Raw genomic sequence first — 15,459 nt, forward strand, 5'->3', positions numbered from 1 at the left:
TTCGCCTTTCCGCACAGGCCGTGCTGATTGCACCATATTATCGTTCAGGTGCGCGTTGTCTATATCTGGCTGACCCAAAGGAGATGACACCATGACCGACATTAGCAAGGCCGGAACTTTCAAACTCGGCGACCGCACCGTGAAGCGCCTCGGCTACGGCGCCATGCAACTGGCCGGACCGGGCGTCTTCGGCCCGCCAAAGGACCGCGACGCCGCGCTCGCCGTGCTGCGCGAGGCCATTGCCAGCGGCGTCGACCACATCGACACCAGCGATTTCTACGGCCCGCACATCACCAACCAGATCATCCGCGAGGCGCTGCACCCCTACCCCGCCAACCTCACCATCGTAACCAAGATCAGTGCCAAACGCGGGGCGGATGCATCGTGGATACCCGCAATGTCACCGAAGGAGCTGACGCAGGCCGTACACGACAATCTGCGCAATCTCGGGCTGGATGTGCTCGAGGTCGTCAACCTGCGCTCCATGCATGGGATACATGGACCCGCCGAAGGATCGCTCGAGCCGCAGCTCGACACGCTCGCGGAACTGCAGCGCCAGGGCCTTGTGCGCCATATCGGCCTGAGCAATGTCACGCGCAAACAGATCGCGCAGGGGCGCGGCATGGTCGACATCGTCTGCGTGCAGAACCAATACAACATCGCGCATCGTCAGGATGACGCCCTGATCGACGAGCTTGCCGCCGACGGCATCGCCTATGTGCCGTTCTTCCCGCTCGGCGGTTTCACGCCGCTGCAGTCGAGCACGCTTGCCAACGTCGCGCAAAAACTTGGCGCGACACCCATGCAGGTGGCGCTCGCCTGGCTGTTGCAGCGCTCCCCCAACATCCTGCTCATCCCGGGCACCTCGTCGGTCGGGCATCTCAGGGAGAATCTGGCGGCGGCCGAGCTGAAGCTGCCGGTCGATGTGATCCAGGTCTTGAACGGCATCGCGGCCGAGAAGGCAGCCGCCTGAGGCGGTCGCGGCAGAGAGAGCCGACATTCGAGCTTCCGATCTACCCCCTCGTGGAGGGGTGAGGAGTGGTCCGCGAAGCGGACGGGAAGCCAATTGCTTGGCTTTCCGAACGACGAACGCCCGGAGCGATAGCGTAGGGTCGGGTCCAGCAGGACAGAGGGGGGCGCCGTGGAGCGCGGCGGTGCCGAAACACCCCTCGCCCCGCTTGCGAAGCCAGCGCCGCCCGTGCCATCAGTCGGCCTGAGCGACACCGGCATTACGGCCATGACACCAAGGCACACACACCACACCGGCAGGCCGGCGAGCGCTGGCGTCAGCCTGAACCGCGCGCTGTCAAAACTCGGCCTGTGTTCGCGCACGCAGGCGCAGGTGCTGATCGCGGCGGGCCGCGTGCGTGTCGGCGGCAAGGTCGTGCGTGACGCGGCGTTGCGCGTCGACATGAACCGCGACCGCATCGTCGTCGATGGCGATGCGGTCGTTGCCGAGCGCAAGGTCTATCTGATGCTGAACAAGCCGCGCGGAGTGGTCACCACCCGTGACGATCCACAACAGCGCGACACCGTCTATGCCTGTCTCGAAGGGCTCGATTTGCCTTATGTCTCGCCGGTCGGCCGCCTCGACAAGGCGAGCGAAGGCCTGCTGTTGATGACCAACGACACACGCTTCGCCAACCGGCTGATGGATCCGGCCTCGCATCTGCCCAGGACCTATCACGTGCAGGTCGCCACGGTGCCGGATGAAACGACGCTGGACGAGCTGCGCACTGGCGTCACCGTCGACGGCGAGACCCTGACCGCCAACGCGATCAAGCTTTTGCGCAGCGGCGGCCGCACCGCCTGGCTGGAGATCGTGCTCGACGAAGGCAAGAACCGTCACATCCGCCGCCTGCTTGCCGCCCACGGCATCGAGGTCAAGCGCCTCATCCGCATCGCCATCGGCAGCCTGCCGCTCGGCAACCTCGCCAAGAGCACGGCGCGGCATTTGACGGCGGAGGAACTGGCGTTGCTGGCGGAGTGAGCGTTCCTTTGCGTTGCTGGCCTTTTCGGCGGGTGACGGCCGGACAATGCCTCAAAAAATTCTCGTCACCACCGATGATTTCCACCCGCCTCCGCTGTCCTGATCATTAGGCGCCGGAATCCTCCGGGCCGGAAAGCGAGGTGGATCCATGGGATCCTTGAAAGGTCAAAATGTCGTCGTGGTCGGAGGCAGCCGGGGCGTCGGCCGCTCCATCGTGGAAGCCGCGCTGAGCGAGGGAGCAACCGTGCTCGCCATCGCCCGGGGCGCGGACGCTTTGAAGGAACTTTCCTGGGAGGCGTCGGGCGTAAGGACGCTGGCGGCGGACGCCACGCGGGACCGATTCAGGACCAGAGCTGGGACGAGTTCTCGGCCAATTGGGAAATGGACGTCAAGGCGTCCTTCCTGTTCTGCCGGGCGGCGCTGCGCGGCGGGCTGAAGCCCGGCAGCCGCGTGGTGCTGATCTCCAGCGGCGCTGCATTCAGCGGCGGCCCGCCGAATTCCGGTGGCTACTCCGGCGCCAAGCGCATGCAGTTGTTCCTCGCCGCCCATAGCCAAAAGGAAGCCGACCGGCTTGGCCTTGGCCTGCGCTTCATGGCGCTGGCGCCGATGCGCATCATGGCCGGCACCGGCGTCGGCCAGCGCGGCATATCGAGCGTTTCGGCCTATCTCGGCATCAGCCCGGCGGATTTCCTAGCCAGCATGACCGATATGCAGACGCCCGCCGATGTCGCCAGTGCCGTGGTCGCGCTCGCTGCCGGCAAGATGCAGGGCACCGGCTTCACGGTGAGCGGCAGCGGCCTTGCGGCGGCGGCGTGAGGCGCGCAGGATGGCCCGAAATCATCATGGCGAGCTCGAAATGACAGACGCCCCTGCCGGGCCATCCGGCCGGCCGGTCCTCGACCGGCCCGCCTTCGAGCGCCTGACCATCGCCCACCGCCGCGAACTCAAGCTGCACTGCTACCGCATGATGGGCTCGCTCCACGAGGCCGACGACCTCGTCCAGGACACTTTCCTGAAAGCATGGCGCGGCCGCTCGCAATTCGACGGCCACGGCTCGCCGCGTGGCTGGCTCTACGCCATTGCCACCAACAGCTGCCTCAACGCGATCAAGGCAAGGTCGTCGACGCGCCGCATTCTCGAAGAGCCGGCACGGCCGCCGACCGAAGGCCGCGCCGCTGCTGGCCCAGCCGCCGAACTGACCTGGCTGGAGCCCTATCCCGACGCCGAGCTGCCGGATCTCGCCGACGGCGAACCGGGCCCCGAAGCGCGTTACGAAACCCGCGAGGCCGTCCGGCTTGCCTTCGTCGCGGCGATCCAGCTTCTGCCGCCCAGGCAGCGCGCCGCGCTCCTGCTTTGCGACGTGCTCGGCTGGTCGGCGCTGGAGGCGGCGCAATTGCTGGGCGGCTCTACGGCGTCGATCAACAGCGCCCTGCAGCGGGCGCGCGCCACACTCGGCGAACGCTTTCCCAAGGGGCGGCCACTGCAGCGCGCGCGGCCGAGCGCCGACGAGGACCTGCTGCTCGAACGCTATATCAGGACCTGGGATGCCGCCAATCTCGACGGCTTCATCGAACTCCTGCGCGAGGATGCCACCTACCACATGCCGCCCTGGCACGACTGGTACCAGGGCCGCCAGGCGATCCACGGTTTCTTCGACACCGTGTGGAACAATTTCGCCGGTTACCGCGCGGTGGCGACAAGGGCCAATGGCCAGCCCGCTGTGGCGATCTATGCGCAGCGCCATCAGGATGCCGCGTGGCGCGCGCAATCGCTGCACGTCATCGAGCCGGCCGACGGCCAGATCGCCGCGCTGACGGTCTATGTCCGCCCGCTCGGACCCGATTTGTTCGCAGCCTTCGGCCTGCCGCCGGTCTGGTCCGAGCCGCAAGCGCGGCCATCGCAACCCATCTCCTGACAGAAAGCTGGCAGGAGACCTGGTCTATGGATCGGTCGGGAGCCGGTCGCGGCTTCGAGATCAAGGAGCCAATGCGATGAATTTCGTCTCTGTCCGCATCATCACATCAGATGTCCAGCGCCTCGTGCGCTTCTACGGCGAGATCACCGGCATGCCGGTGACGGTATACACGGAAGACTTCGCCGAACTGGCGACACCGGCCTGCACGCTGGCGATCGGCAGCACGCGCACTTTGATGCTGTTCGGCGGCGACATCGCCCGTCCCGCCGACAACCACACGGCCATCCTCGAATTCCGCGTCGGCGACGTCGATGCCGAATTCGCCCGGCTGTCGGACCTTATCAAGAACACGATCGTGCAGCAGCCCACCACCATGCCCTGGGGCAACCGCTCGCTGCTGTTCCGCGACCCCGACGGCAATCTGGTGAATTTCTTCCAGCCCGTCACCGCCGAGGCGATCAGGAAGTTCGAGAGGTAGAGAGCAGCCCAGCATCCGGAATTAGCCGAGGCTCTCCGCGTTCGTCATACCAGTGCGAAGCAGCCGCGAAGCGGCGTCGCGGAGACCCTGGTATCCATGCCGTGACAGCAATCGGGGGATGCAGCGGAACAGGATCGGCACCGTGGAGACGCCTTGAGTTCGCGGCATGGATCCCTTGGGCTGCGGAGCAGCTCCAGGGGTCTGCGCCGCGTCGCTACGCTCCTTGCTCCGCCCTGGATGACGAAGTGACGGGCGCTTCCGCGCTGAGCAGGCACCGCTGCACCCTATTTCAGGTTCCACTTGCGCACGACCGGCTCGCCGAGGTTATGCTCGTAGCCGAGCACGCTGATGCTGGCCGTGTCGAGCACGAACAGCGCGCCGCCTTCCGGCGGCAGGCCGAGCCAGCGGGCGGCGAGCACGCGCAGGAAATGCGCGCTGGAAAAGATCAGTATGTCGGCGTTGGCCCTGCGCAGGCGCTCGATGATCCTGTCGGCACGGACGCCGACATCGGCCGCCATCTCGCCTTGCAGGCAGCCATCGCGAAACACGTTCCAGCCCGGCCGCTCGGCCAGGATTTCTTTCGTCGTGCGCCCTTCATAGGCGCCGTAATCCCACTCCTGCAGGTCGTCCACCTTGACGCTTGTCGCGCCAAAGCCGGCAAGCACGCTGGTGTTGTAGGCGCGTTGCGAAGGGCTTGACCAAACCGCGGAAAACGACAAGCCTTTGAGCCGCTCCGCGACGCCGCGCGCGGCCGCCTCGCCGGCCGGCGTCAGCGGCATGTCGGTGCGCCCGGTATGCTGCCCCGAAAGGCTCCATGCCGTCTCGCCATGCCGGACCAGATGGATCTGCGGAAACGCGTTGCTCATGGGATGCCCTTCGATGTCGGCGGCACCTTAGAGGACGGTTTCGCAAAGGGGAATCCGGCCGGCGAAATTGTGCCATGCCTCTTCTCGATAGATTGGCGCTGAGGGGCGGCGCCGAGGCCGACGGTCGGCCGCTCCCGACGACAAGCACCGATATTGGGCCACATCTCTGGCCCTGATCCCCGCCGCATTGGCTCAATGAATGAGCGCGGGGGCATAACTATCTCTGTTGGATAGTCATCAGGCATCACAGGTCGGATCATCATGTACAAACATCTGCTCATCGCCACCGATGGCTCGGAACTGGCCGACAAGGGCGTTGCCCATGGCCTCACGCTGGCCAAGGGCATCGGCGCCGCCGTCACCTTCATCACCGTTTCGGAACAATTCCCGATCTTCGCCTGGGGCGGCGCCATGGCCGGCTACGTCGCCGGCGATGAGCTGGCCGTCTACCAGGAAGAAGCGCGCCGCTACGGCAAGGAAGTGCTCGACAAGTGCAAGGCATCGGCCGACGCCGCCGGCGTGTCCGCCAAGCTGGTCCATGTCGAGGACAACCGACCCGCCGAAGCGATCCTGGACCTGTCCAAGGCGCAAGGTTGCGACCTGATCGTCATGGCCTCGCATGGCCGCCGCGGGCTGGGCAGGCTGCTTCTGGGCAGCCAGACGGCGGAAGTGCTGTCCTACACCGAGATCCCGGTGCTCGTGGTGCGGTAGCGGCCGCAACTCGATATCTTCAAAATGGCGCCGTCGGTCAGCGCTGCTTGGCGGGTTCATTCGCCAGGGCATATTCAACCCGTGGCGGATGCCCGAAAAGCTGTTTGTAGGCGCGACTGAAGGCGGCCTCGGACTCGTAGCCGATGCGCAAGCCGATCTCGCCCACGCGCGCGTCTCGCCTGGCCAGCAGGTCCCGGGCCAGGCCTAGGCGCCATTCATTCTGATAGCGCAGCGGCGAGCGCCCGACGAGCGCGGCGAAGCGCTCGCAGAAGCTCGAACGCGACATGCCGGCCTTGTCGGCCAGTTCATTGATGCTCCACCGCTGCAGCGGCCTTTCGTGGATGGCTTTCAGTGATCGGGCGATGCGTGCATCCGAAAGCCCGCCGAGCCAGCCCGTGGCATGTCCTTCATGGACCCAACTGCGCAAGGTGCGGATGACCATGAGGTCGATGATGCGGGAAATCATCAAGGCCGCGCCGGGCTGGGCGTCGCTGGTTTCGATCATCAGGAAGGGCAGCATTCCGTCTATCCATCCTGCCCCCTGGGCACGTCCGATATGGATGGATTGCGGCAAGGCAAAGATCATCCCCCGAAGACTATCCGGATCGAACCAGAAGCGGCAGGTGACGATCGCCACCTGCGCACGCGACGCCACCAGCCGCGACCCACCGGGATCGCGAGGCAGGAGCACGAGGTCGCCGGCCTCGATGACGACAGGGGCCTGATCCTCGCTCTCCATGTGCAGCGCGCCGGCTGTCACCACGACGATATGGGCTTGCCCTTCGTCGAGATCGAGTTGTTCCGCCTTTGCCAGCGAACGCGAAAAAACCTGGTCCCCGGTAAGCCTGATCTGCGCCAGCACATGCGACAGGAGATCGCCGGTAACGTGGGATGCTCCATCCGGAAGAATGGTCAAGTTTTCAGGCGATTCCATCATGGATGCAGTCAGCCGGTTCCCCTACATTCCTAACGACGATAGCGCATTTCGTGCTGACTATGCGCTGTTTTTGCCTTGGATTAAAGCCGTTCCCGCAAGCAAAGCCGCGAGCATGAGCTGTTCCAATCATCCAACCTGAGGACATGATCCCAGTCGATCAAGCGGGTCAACTCGCCGCTCTCGGGCCATTCCAACCAACAAGACAGGACGTTCCAATGAGCACTCAAACACTCCAGGCACCCGACGCCGCATCGCAATGGCTGAAGTCATATTATTTCCTGCGGGCAGGCTTTTCAGTGGCCTGGGTAGCGGCCGCCGTTACCCTTGGCAAAAGCGCGCCGCCGGTCGCGGCGGTACTGCTGGTCGCCTACCCCGCATGGGACGCGATCGCCAATAGTCTGGATGCGCAGCGCAGCGGCGGACTGAAGGCCAATTCCAGCCAGGCGCTCAACGCGGCGGTCAGCACGATCACGGCCATCGCGGTCTTCATCGCTCTTGGACAGGGCCCGCACGCGGTCCTGGCGGTGTTCGGGGCGTGGGCCGTTCTCTCCGGCTTGTTCCAGCTTGCGACCGGTGTGCGCCGTTGGCGAGCCGGCGCGCAATGGGCGATGGTGCTGAGCGGTGCGCAGTCAGCGCTTGCCGGCGGCTTCTTCATCAAACAGGCAATCGGCACCGCGACGCCGGGCATCACCGATATCGCGCCCTATGCCGCGTTCGGCGCCTTCTATTTTCTCGTCTCGGCGATATGGCTGAGCGTCATGCGGGCACGCAAGCCCACCGCTTGATCCCGCCGCGTGCTGGGTCTGGCCGAAACATTCGCAAGACCGTTTGCGCCCCGGCACTTTTTAGCCCCGCAGCACAGCCTCCAGCGCGAGATAGGCACCCAGCACCAGCAAGCCGGCGAAGAACACCGTGCGAAAGGTCCCGACGCTCATCCTCTGGCGCAGCGCCTGGCCGATGAACATGCCGGCCAGCGCCGGCGCCAGGGCCAGGACCGACCCCGCCAGTTGCGCCGTCGGCGATACCAGTGCGCCGGTCGTGAATAGTCCCAAGCCAAGGGCCAAGGTCGATACGGTGAAGGACAGGCCGAGCGCCTGGATGAGGTCCTCTTTCCCCAGCCGCAACGATTGCAGATAAGGCACCGCGGGAATGACGAAGACGCCGGTGGCGCCGGTGACCAGTCCGGTCGCCACACCGACCAGCGGCGATATCCAAGCCTCATGGCGCGGCGGCGTGGTGAAGCCGGCCTTGGCCAGGCCGACCAGTGCATAGAGCACCAGCGCGGCGCCAAGCCCGGCCGAGGCCATCATCGTGTGCGCGCCGGTCAGCAGGCCGGCGCCGGTCACGGTGCCGATGACGACGCCGGCCATCATCGTCCACAGGCGTTTGCACAAGCCGCCGAAGGACGGACCGGTGAACAACTGCCAGAGATTGGTGACCAGCGACGGGATCAACAGCAGAGCGGCGGCCTGCGCCGGCGGCATGGTCACCGCCAGCAGGCCCATCGCCACGGTCGGCAACCCCATGCCGACAACGCCCTTGACGAAGCCGGCAGCGAGGCAGACGGCGCCGATGAAGGCTATGGCCCCGCTCAGCATGGATGGACTTTGGGCACGCCGGGTTCCTTCAGTCGTGCAGCAACATGTCCGTCGGCTCGGCTTCCGGTTTTGCCGTTACGGCATCGCGGCTGACGGAAGCCGCCGTCACCGCGCATCCCCGCACGCCAGACTGCATTTGCGCAGTGGCAAGCGAGGCCACCGCGAGCGCCAGCACGATCGCCGCGCTTTCAAGAATCCCGAGGCCTTGCCGGCCTGATGTTTTTTCACGCATCACACATCTCCACCGCAAATGATTTGACTGAGATGCACGCCGCCCACAATGTGGAAGTTGCGCTGCCAGCCTTCGGCCAGCACGAAGGCTGAAACGACGCGATACGATTTGCAGGAGCGAAAAAATGCGCTTCGACCTCACCGATCTCCGGCTGTTCCTGCTGGTGGCCGAACGCGGCAGCATCACGCGTGGCGCCGAACTCGCCGGCCTCGCCCTCGCCTCGGCCAGCGCGCGCATCAAGGGCATGGAGGAAAGCCTGGGCGCGCCGCTTCTGGAGCGGCGGCGCCGCGGCGTGGTGCCGACGGCGGCCGGACAGGCGCTGCTCCACCATGCGCGCGCGGTGCAGAACCAGATCGAGGCCATGGCCGGCGAGCTCTGCGCTTATGCCACTGGCCTGCGCGCCCGCGTGCGGCTGATGGCCAATACGGCGGCGACCAGTGAACTGCTGCGCGACACACTGCCGGCCTTCCTGGCCGCGCATCCCCGGATCGACGTCGACCTCGACGAACGCCCCAGCCATGAGATCGCCGAGGCGGTGGCGAACGGTGCGGCCGATCTCGGCATCGCCGCCAGCTGGGCCGGCCTTTCGCATCTCGAGCAAAAACCGTTTTTCGTCGACCGGCTCGTGGTGATCATCGCGCGGACCCAGCCCAGCCTCGAAAGCCGTACCGCCGCCCTTGCCGACATTCTCGGTGAAGCCTTCGTCGGCTTGAGCGCCGGCCATCCCTTGCAGGAGCACATAGCCCGCCAGGCCGCCAGGCTCGGCGGCCACCTGCACTTCCGCATCCGCGTGCCAGGCCTCGACAATGTCTGCCGGCTGGTCTCGCAAGGCGCCGGCATCGCCATCGTGCCCGAAAGTGCCGCGCGCCGTGCCGCCCGCACGCTGCGCAGCCTGCGGCTCACCGATGACTGGGCCACGCGCCAGCTCAATCTGTGCGCCCGCAGCTTCGAAGCGCTGACGCCGCAGACGAAGCTGCTGGCGGCGGCGCTGGTGTGAGGCCAAGCCGCACCGGCCTGGTCATACCACTTCCAACACCTTGCCCGTGTCGTGCTGGCGCACGAAATCGACGCGGGCGCCGTCCCAGTGATAACTGTAGTGGCGGCCCTGGACCGGGACACCGACGACGTCGGGCCAGAAGATGCCGATGCACTCTCCTTCCGCCATGCGCACGCTGTTCCACACCAGCCCATCGCTGCCGGCGGCCCGCAACGCCCGCCCTTCCGCCTGCGACGCGGCGTAGTCGTCCGGGTCGAGCACGCCGGGCACGGCGTTGACGTCGTCGAGGTCGCGGTCGACGCTGCCGATCAGCACGCGGAAATCGGCTGTCCAGCCGGGCGCCTCATTGGTGGCGCGCATGAATTTCTGGTGATGGTGGATGGTTTCGGCCAGCGCCACGTCCTCGCTGTCGCCGGCATAATAGATACCGTAGCTGCCGTCCGAGAAGCGGCCGGGCCGCAAGGTCGAACAATGCACGAAAGGCGCCATGACGAAACTGGCGCCGGGACCCGAAACACGCCTTGCGGCCGGCACCTTGCCGAGATCGCCGAGCTCGAGCCGGATGCGCGGATTGGTCTTCTCCTCGACGGCGGCCAGCGCCTCCCAGTCGCGCGGGTCTGCGATGTCCTCGAACAGGTCGATCGGCGGATGGATGGAGCGGATGATGCGATAGGTCTGGGGCCAGTGGACGCGGCGCCGGACCGCAAGTCCACTCACCATGCACCACGCTCCGCGTCGAGCCATTCGCGCATCGCCGCGAGATCGGCGATGTCGCCGCGCATCATCAGGTCGAGCGCGGATTGCCCGCCGAAGGCGGCATTGGGCTTGCGAATCCAGGCATAGCCGCGTGCCGGCTCGGTGAAGAGATAACGCAGCCCCTTATGGATGCCCATCAGATGGGCCATGCGGGTGCGCAGGTCGCGGTCGATCCGGCCGATGCCGCCTTCCTTCCACCGTGCCCAGGTGCGCGCCGAGATGCCGCCAAGCAGGACGCAGGCCTCGAAATCGGTGAGATTCCAGGCCTTGAACAGATTGATCGTGGTCCGCGCCAAGGCGCCCGCCTCTTCATCCGAAATTGCGCTGCCAACCGTGGCCGGTGTGGTGACGATGGACTGAAGCTGCATGTTTAGACCTCGCTAATGGCAGATATATAGCACGTATCTGCCAATTGGCAAGGATAAGCCATCAGGACTTCGGTTCCTCGCCCCCATGAGGGCGAGGAAATCTGGCGCCCGCGCCTATTCCGCCGCCTCATACCCCGCAATGCCCTTGATCTCGAGGAAATCCTCCAGCCCGTATTCGGCGTATTCGCGGCCATTGCCCGACTGCTTATAGCCGCCGAAGGGCAGGCCGGCATCCCATTGGGGATAGTTGATGTAGACGTTGCCCGAGCGCATGCGCGCGGCCACGTCACGGGCCTTCTGCAGGTCCTTGGCCTGGATGTAGGAGGCAAGGCCATAGACGGTGTCGTTGGCCTGTTCGACTGCCTGTTCGACCGTGTCGTAGGGCAGGATCGCCAGCACCGGCCCAAAAACCTCTTCGCGCGCGATGCGCATGTCGTGGGTGACGTCGGCGAAAACGGTCGGCCTGACATAGTAGCCGCGGTTGAGTTCGGCAGGGCGTCCGGGGCCGCCGGCGACCAGCGTCGCACCCTCGTCGATGCCGCTCTGGATCAGGTCCTGGATCTTGTCGAACTGGACCTGGCTGACGACAGGGCCGAGCTTGGTGTTGGCGCCATCGGCCGGGCCGACGGTGAACTTTTCAGCCGCCACCCTGGCATATCCGGCGGCCTCGTCGTGGCGGTCGCGCGGCACGAACATGCGCGTCGGCGCGTTGCAGGACTGGCCGCTGTTGCTGAAGCAGCCGGCGACGCCCTTGCTGACGGCGGTGGCGAGATCGACATCCGGGAACAGGATGTTGGCCGACTTGCCGCCAAGCTCCTGATGCACGCGCTTGACCGTGTCGGCCGCGGCCTTGGCCACCAATATGCCAGCCCGCGTCGAACCGGTGAACGACATCATGTCGATGTCGGGGTGGCTGGACAGCGCCTGGCCGACGCCGGGGCCATCGCCATTGACGAGGTTGAACACGCCCTTCGGCACGCCGGCCTCGTCGATGATCTCGGCGAAGATGATCGCGTTGAGCGGCGCGATTTCAGACGGCTTCAGCACCATGGTGCAGCCGGCCGCGAGTGCCGGACCGACCTTGCAGGTGATCTGGTTCAGCGGCCAGTTCCAGGGCGTGATCAGGCCGACGACGCCGATCGGCTCCTTGACCACGAGGTGGTTGCCCTTGACGTGGCGGAATTGGAAATTCTTCAGCGTCTCGGTCATCTTAGTCAGATGCGCCAGGCCGATGCCGACCTGGCTGTCGAGCGCCATCTGGCGCGGCGCGCCCATCTCGCGCGACACGGCCAGCGCCAGGTCCTTGCTGCGCTTCTTGTAGACCTCGATGACGCGGCTGAGGACGTCGAGGCGCTCCTCGACCGAGGTGAAGCCATAAGTGTCGAAGGCGCGCTTGGCAGCGGCCACCGCCTTGTCGACATCGGCCTTGGAGCCGAGCGAGATCTGCGCGAAGACATCCTCATTCGACGGATCGACGACGTCGAGCGTGTTAGGCACGACGGGATCGACCCATGCGCCATCGATATAGAACTGCAGATTGTGTGACATGGGTTTCTCCTGGAGTGTGCCGCATAGCCGGGCGGGCCGTCATATCGGGCGCGAAATAACGATGCACAAACGGCGCTGTCAAACGCAACCCCCGAAGTGGTTGAGCCAGCGCGCCACTGGTTGAGCCAGAGGGCTGGACCAGCGATGAGCGGACTATAGCAGCGTATGCCCGGCTTCGCGCAGAAAGCCTCTCGCCGCGGGCTCGTCCGCCGCTTTCACCAGCAGGTGGTCGCCATCGAATGTCGATACCAGGAAGATGCCCAAACCGTTTTCCGACAGCGGCTTTATGACCGACAGCACGATGCCGGTTTCGTCGAACGCAAACGGCCCCTGCAATTTGAAGGCGACCCAGTCGCGATCATGCTTGACGGCATCCGGCACGCGATCCTGGAGGCAGGTGATCGAGAGCTCGTCATCGGTTCTGGTGATGCTGACGAAGCCCGGTCCGTCCGCCCAGGCGGGAATGCCGTCATCGGATTGAAGCCGCGAAATCGCATAGAGGCCAGTGAGTTGCTTAAGCTTGATCCTGGCAGTCATCCTCACGCTCCGATTGGCGGGCATCCAACTGGCCGCTTGCTCATATAGACCGTCGTTCCGTTCATAAACGGCTCCTCCCGATCGATCGTATAGCCAAGCTTGCGATAGAGCGACACATTGGCTTCGAAGGCGCCGTTGGTCAACAGGCGGAGCTCCGGGCGTCCCGCCTCGCGTGCCTTGGTTTCCGCATGCTCCAGCAGCAGCCGGCCGATGCCCCTGCCCTGCGCCTCCGGCGCGACGCAGACATTCTCGATCCACAGGTGATCGTCGGCCAGCATGGTCTCGACCATGCCGACAATGCGGTCCTCCGCGACGGCGAGCTCGAACTGGCGTTCGGCAATCGCCTTGTCGTAATCGGCACGCATCGGCAGCGGCTCGCGGCCGATCACCGGCACCCATCTGGCATAGGCGGCGCGCACGATGTCGCGGATCGTGGCGGCGTCGGCAGGCTCGGCCGGGCGAAACCGGATGGAAGAATTGGCAATCATCACAAGGCTCCAGGCATGAAAAAGCCCGCCGGCGTTTTTCGCGGGCGGGCTTTGGGAAACGAAGCGGATCTATAAAGCCGGTCTTCCTCGTCGCGCAATCAGCGTGCCCTTCCGCACGGTGCGGGGGCGGCGTCGCTTGGTGTCGGCGGGAGCGAGAACGAACATGGCGGCAAGCTGGAGCAGCAATCGTGATGCGTCAAGGCACCGTCTGGCTCGGTCGTTGGGCCAGCCGCCGCCAGGCGTCGCCGGCCTTCCCGGGTCGATGCCTTCGCGGGTAAAGCGCTGGATTGTATCCGTGGCCGTTCTATCTTCCCGATCGGGCGTTCTAGCAATGGAGCCATCGCCGTGAGCGAAACCGATCTCTATCGAGGCTATATCGACTGTCTCAACAACCAGGATTGGCAAAGGCTGCATCGCTTCGTCCATGACGAGGTGCATTACAATGGCGACCGGGTTGGACTGTCAGGCTACCGCGACATGCTGGAGCGGGATTTTCGCGAAATCCCGGACCTCTTTTTCGACGTCCAGCTGTTGATCTCCGACCCGCCATTCATAGCCAGCCGCCTCCAGTTCAACTGCACGCCCAAGGGAACTTTCCTCGGCCTGCCCATCAACGGCAGGAAAGTCTCCTTCAGCGAGAACGTCTTCTATGAATTCCTGAACGACAGGATCAGGAACGTCTGGTCGGTAATCGACAAGGTGGCGATCGAAGCGCAACTGTAGTCTCGGCCTCTTCGCTGCTCGATCCGGGTGCGGCAGCCTTTCGGCACAAGCAAAATCGTTCGGAAAACTCGATCATTCTAACGAAAATAATTCGTTGGAATGATTGGTCCTGAAATGGCATTTCTCCGTTGTAGTCGCTTGGAGAATTGCATTGCCCTCCCTGACCCGCGTCGCGAATGATATTCCGAAAAGCACGATCTCCGCCGATCTGGCGCAGGGTCGCAAGCGCCTCGATTCCCTGGCGAACGGCATCATTCCCGGCATCGTGCTGGTGGCGATGATCACGGCCGTCGCCTTCTCGGCCCGCAATGTCTCCGGTTTCGCCCTGTTCAGCCCGATGATCCTGGCCGTCGTCGCCGGCATGGTCTATTCCAACGTGCTCGGCACACCGGCGCACGCCAAGGCCGGCATCGCCTTCTCGCAAAAGCGCCTTTTGCGCTTCGCCATCGTGCTGCTCGGTTTCCAGCTGACGCTCGGCCAGGTCGCCTCGATCGGCGCCGGCGGCGTCGGCATCGTGGCGCTGACCCTTGGCGCCACCTTCGTCTTCACCATCACGCTCGGCCGGCTGATCGGCGTCGATGCCAGGCTGGCGCAGCTGATCGCCGCCGGCACCTCGATCTGCGGCGCCTCGGCGATCGTCGCCACCAACATCGTCACCGACGCGCGCGACGAGGACGTCACCTACGCCGTCGCCTCGATCACCTTGTTCGGCACCGTCGCCATGCTCGGCTTTCCCCTGCTGGCGCCGCTGCTCGGTCTCGACCAGCATGCTTTCGGCCTGTGGGCGGGCGCCTCGATCCATGAGGTGGCGCAGGTCATCGGCGCCGGCTTCCAGAACGGCACCCAGTCCGGCGAGACCGCCACCGTGGCCAAGCTGACGCGCGTCGCCATGCTGGCGCCGATGGTCATCGCGCTCGGCCTGATGGCGCGCCGCGGGAGCAGCGACCAGTCGGCGGCGCGACCGCCCATGCCGTGGTTCGTCGCCGCCTTCGTCGCCGCCGTGGCATTGAACAGCCTGGTTACGATACCAGCCGAAGTGAAGCAGGCGGTAGTGCTGGCCACCACCATCATGCTGACCATGGGCCTTGCCGCCATGGGCCTGCAGGCCGACATTTCGCAACTGCGCTCGCGCGGCCTGCGCCCGCTGGCGCTCGCCTTCTGCGCCTTCCTGTTCATCGGCTGCTTCAGCCTGATGCTGGTGAAATTGGTCTGAGACGGGCTCAGCCCTATCGCTGGAGTAGTTCCAGAAAAAGTGCGGACCGGTTTTCGAACGGCTCTAATTGGGAATCGAGACCACTTCGGCTAGGGTCCGTCT

20 protein-coding genes are annotated in these 15,459 nt (G+C 65.1%); 11 read left to right on the forward strand and 9 right to left on the reverse strand.

Going from position 1 to position 15,459, the window contains the following annotated elements:
• Positions 1 to 91: 91 nt before the first annotated feature.
• The 6 genes from FJ492_RS23110 to FJ492_RS23130 all read left to right on the forward strand — a co-directional run bounded on the left by FJ492_RS23110 (position 92) and on the right by FJ492_RS23130 (position 4,383).
• Entirely contained in the window at positions 92 to 973 is an 882-nt protein-coding gene (locus tag FJ492_RS23110; protein WP_140772431.1) for an aldo/keto reductase family oxidoreductase, read from the forward strand.
• A gap of 264 nt (positions 974 to 1,237) precedes the next feature.
• A complete protein-coding gene (locus tag FJ492_RS23115; RefSeq protein WP_140772434.1) occupies positions 1,238 to 1,990 on the forward strand; it encodes a pseudouridine synthase in 753 nt (250 codons plus the stop codon).
• A 148-nt stretch (positions 1,991 to 2,138) separates the two neighbouring features.
• Positions 2,139 to 2,426, forward strand: coding sequence for an SDR family NAD(P)-dependent oxidoreductase (locus tag FJ492_RS29300; protein ID WP_246676094.1), 288 nt, complete (start codon positions 2,139 to 2,141; stop codon positions 2,424 to 2,426).
• Positions 2,372 to 2,806 (forward strand): hypothetical protein, encoded by a 435-nt coding sequence (locus FJ492_RS23120; RefSeq protein WP_246676095.1) that lies wholly within the window; start codon positions 2,372 to 2,374, stop codon positions 2,804 to 2,806. Before FJ492_RS29300 ends, FJ492_RS23120 begins: the two co-directional genes overlap by 55 nt.
• 40 nt (positions 2,807 to 2,846) lie before the next feature.
• Entirely contained in the window at positions 2,847 to 3,905 is a 1,059-nt protein-coding gene (locus tag FJ492_RS23125; protein ID WP_140750609.1) for an RNA polymerase subunit sigma-70, read from the forward strand.
• 76 nt (positions 3,906 to 3,981) lie between these two features.
• Positions 3,982 to 4,383 carry a VOC family protein gene (locus FJ492_RS23130; RefSeq protein ID WP_140508505.1) on the forward strand — a complete coding sequence of 134 codons (402 nt, stop codon included), beginning with the start codon at positions 3,982 to 3,984 and terminating at the stop codon, positions 4,381 to 4,383.
• A gap of 284 nt (positions 4,384 to 4,667) precedes the next feature.
• Here FJ492_RS23130 and FJ492_RS23135 read toward each other — a convergent pair whose 3' ends face one another.
• Positions 4,668 to 5,249, reverse strand: coding sequence for a histidine phosphatase family protein (locus tag FJ492_RS23135; protein ID WP_140772436.1), 582 nt, complete (start codon positions 5,247 to 5,249; stop codon positions 4,668 to 4,670).
• A 261-nt stretch (positions 5,250 to 5,510) separates the two neighbouring features.
• On the opposite strand from FJ492_RS23135, the gene FJ492_RS23140 reads away from it, so the two are divergent.
• Positions 5,511 to 5,960, forward strand: a complete 450-nt coding sequence (locus tag FJ492_RS23140) for a universal stress protein (protein ID WP_027146284.1) — start codon at positions 5,511 to 5,513, stop codon at positions 5,958 to 5,960.
• 37 nt (positions 5,961 to 5,997) lie between these two features.
• Here the strand turns inward: FJ492_RS23140 and FJ492_RS23145 are convergent, their stop codons facing one another.
• Positions 5,998 to 6,897 (reverse strand): AraC family transcriptional regulator, encoded by a 900-nt coding sequence (locus FJ492_RS23145; RefSeq protein ID WP_140772438.1) that lies wholly within the window; start codon positions 6,895 to 6,897, stop codon positions 5,998 to 6,000.
• Positions 6,898 to 7,112: 215 nt separating this feature from the next.
• Here FJ492_RS23145 and FJ492_RS23150 point away from each other — a divergent pair, with 215 nt between their 5' ends.
• Complete coding sequence (locus FJ492_RS23150; protein WP_140772440.1) at positions 7,113 to 7,682, forward strand: DUF308 domain-containing protein; 570 nt, start codon at positions 7,113 to 7,115, stop codon at positions 7,680 to 7,682.
• Positions 7,683 to 7,742: 60 nt separating this feature from the next.
• Here the strand turns inward: FJ492_RS23150 and FJ492_RS23155 are convergent, their stop codons facing one another.
• On the reverse strand, positions 7,743 to 8,495 hold the full coding sequence (locus FJ492_RS23155) for a sulfite exporter TauE/SafE family protein (RefSeq protein WP_140772442.1): 753 nt from the start codon (positions 8,493 to 8,495) through the stop codon (positions 7,743 to 7,745).
• A 28-nt stretch (positions 8,496 to 8,523) separates the two neighbouring features.
• Positions 8,524 to 8,727 carry a hypothetical protein gene (locus tag FJ492_RS23160; protein ID WP_140772445.1) on the reverse strand — a complete coding sequence of 68 codons (204 nt, stop codon included), beginning with the start codon at positions 8,725 to 8,727 and terminating at the stop codon, positions 8,524 to 8,526.
• A gap of 124 nt (positions 8,728 to 8,851) precedes the next feature.
• Here FJ492_RS23160 and FJ492_RS23165 point away from each other — a divergent pair, with 124 nt between their 5' ends.
• Positions 8,852 to 9,724, forward strand: coding sequence for a LysR substrate-binding domain-containing protein (locus FJ492_RS23165; protein WP_140772447.1), 873 nt, complete (start codon positions 8,852 to 8,854; stop codon positions 9,722 to 9,724).
• 21 nt (positions 9,725 to 9,745) lie between these two features.
• On the opposite strand, the gene FJ492_RS23170 is transcribed toward FJ492_RS23165, so the two are convergent.
• The 5 genes from FJ492_RS23170 to FJ492_RS23190 all read right to left on the reverse strand — a co-directional run bounded on the left by FJ492_RS23170 (position 9,746) and on the right by FJ492_RS23190 (position 13,421).
• The gene (locus FJ492_RS23170; protein ID WP_140750623.1) at positions 9,746 to 10,444 is read right to left on the reverse strand and encodes an RES family NAD+ phosphorylase; all 699 of its coding nucleotides are present in this window, start codon (positions 10,442 to 10,444) and stop codon (positions 9,746 to 9,748) included.
• A complete protein-coding gene (locus tag FJ492_RS23175; protein ID WP_140508495.1) occupies positions 10,438 to 10,848 on the reverse strand; it encodes an MbcA/ParS/Xre antitoxin family protein in 411 nt (136 codons plus the stop codon). The genes FJ492_RS23170 and FJ492_RS23175 overlap by 7 nt, the downstream gene beginning before the upstream one ends.
• Positions 10,849 to 10,962: 114 nt before the next feature.
• Positions 10,963 to 12,396 (reverse strand): aldehyde dehydrogenase family protein, encoded by a 1,434-nt coding sequence (locus FJ492_RS23180; protein ID WP_140772449.1) that lies wholly within the window; start codon positions 12,394 to 12,396, stop codon positions 10,963 to 10,965.
• A 153-nt stretch (positions 12,397 to 12,549) separates the two neighbouring features.
• Complete coding sequence (locus FJ492_RS23185; RefSeq protein ID WP_140772451.1) at positions 12,550 to 12,933, reverse strand: ACT domain-containing protein; 384 nt, start codon at positions 12,931 to 12,933, stop codon at positions 12,550 to 12,552.
• Positions 12,934 to 12,935: 2 nt separating this feature from the next.
• Entirely contained in the window at positions 12,936 to 13,421 is a 486-nt protein-coding gene (locus tag FJ492_RS23190; protein ID WP_140772453.1) for a GNAT family N-acetyltransferase, read from the reverse strand.
• Positions 13,422 to 13,766: 345 nt separating this feature from the next.
• On the opposite strand from FJ492_RS23190, the gene FJ492_RS23195 reads away from it, so the two are divergent.
• The gene (locus FJ492_RS23195) at positions 13,767 to 14,144 is read left to right on the forward strand and encodes an ester cyclase (protein ID WP_181166728.1); all 378 of its coding nucleotides are present in this window, start codon (positions 13,767 to 13,769) and stop codon (positions 14,142 to 14,144) included.
• Positions 14,145 to 14,295: 151 nt separating this feature from the next.
• Positions 14,296 to 15,357, forward strand: a complete 1,062-nt coding sequence (locus tag FJ492_RS23200; RefSeq protein WP_140772455.1) for a YeiH family protein — start codon at positions 14,296 to 14,298, stop codon at positions 15,355 to 15,357.
• The last annotated feature ends 102 nt before the right edge of the window (positions 15,358 to 15,459 follow it).

The organism is Mesorhizobium sp. B2-5-4 (genome assembly GCF_006441095.1).
Classification (GTDB): Bacteria; Pseudomonadota; Alphaproteobacteria; order Rhizobiales; family Rhizobiaceae; genus Mesorhizobium; species Mesorhizobium salmacidum.

Excerpts from the sequence above, each read along its gene's own strand:
- FJ492_RS23110 (WP_140772431.1), top strand. The coding sequence starts at position 92 with ATGACCGACATTAGCAAGGCCGGAACTTTCAAACTCGGCGACCGCACC.
- FJ492_RS23115 (WP_140772434.1), top strand. The coding sequence starts at position 1,238 with ATGACACCAAGGCACACACACCACACCGGCAGGCCGGCGAGCGCTGGC.
- FJ492_RS29300 (WP_246676094.1), top strand. The coding sequence starts at position 2,139 with ATGGGATCCTTGAAAGGTCAAAATGTCGTCGTGGTCGGAGGCAGCCGG.
- FJ492_RS23120 (WP_246676095.1), top strand. The coding sequence starts at position 2,372 with ATGGACGTCAAGGCGTCCTTCCTGTTCTGCCGGGCGGCGCTGCGCGGC.
- FJ492_RS23125 (WP_140750609.1), top strand. The coding sequence starts at position 2,847 with ATGACAGACGCCCCTGCCGGGCCATCCGGCCGGCCGGTCCTCGACCGG.
- FJ492_RS23130 (WP_140508505.1), top strand. The coding sequence starts at position 3,982 with ATGAATTTCGTCTCTGTCCGCATCATCACATCAGATGTCCAGCGCCTC.
- FJ492_RS23135 (WP_140772436.1), bottom strand. The coding sequence starts at position 5,249 with ATGAGCAACGCGTTTCCGCAGATCCATCTGGTCCGGCATGGCGAGACG.
- FJ492_RS23140 (WP_027146284.1), top strand. The coding sequence starts at position 5,511 with ATGTACAAACATCTGCTCATCGCCACCGATGGCTCGGAACTGGCCGAC.
- FJ492_RS23145 (WP_140772438.1), bottom strand. The coding sequence starts at position 6,897 with ATGATGGAATCGCCTGAAAACTTGACCATTCTTCCGGATGGAGCATCC.
- FJ492_RS23150 (WP_140772440.1), top strand. The coding sequence starts at position 7,113 with ATGAGCACTCAAACACTCCAGGCACCCGACGCCGCATCGCAATGGCTG.
- FJ492_RS23155 (WP_140772442.1), bottom strand. The coding sequence starts at position 8,495 with ATGCTGAGCGGGGCCATAGCCTTCATCGGCGCCGTCTGCCTCGCTGCC.
- FJ492_RS23160 (WP_140772445.1), bottom strand. The coding sequence starts at position 8,727 with ATGCGTGAAAAAACATCAGGCCGGCAAGGCCTCGGGATTCTTGAAAGC.
- FJ492_RS23165 (WP_140772447.1), top strand. The coding sequence starts at position 8,852 with ATGCGCTTCGACCTCACCGATCTCCGGCTGTTCCTGCTGGTGGCCGAA.
- FJ492_RS23170 (WP_140750623.1), bottom strand. The coding sequence starts at position 10,444 with ATGGTGAGTGGACTTGCGGTCCGGCGCCGCGTCCACTGGCCCCAGACC.
- FJ492_RS23175 (WP_140508495.1), bottom strand. The coding sequence starts at position 10,848 with ATGCAGCTTCAGTCCATCGTCACCACACCGGCCACGGTTGGCAGCGCA.
- FJ492_RS23180 (WP_140772449.1), bottom strand. The coding sequence starts at position 12,396 with ATGTCACACAATCTGCAGTTCTATATCGATGGCGCATGGGTCGATCCC.
- FJ492_RS23185 (WP_140772451.1), bottom strand. The coding sequence starts at position 12,933 with ATGACTGCCAGGATCAAGCTTAAGCAACTCACTGGCCTCTATGCGATT.
- FJ492_RS23190 (WP_140772453.1), bottom strand. The coding sequence starts at position 13,421 with ATGATTGCCAATTCTTCCATCCGGTTTCGCCCGGCCGAGCCTGCCGAC.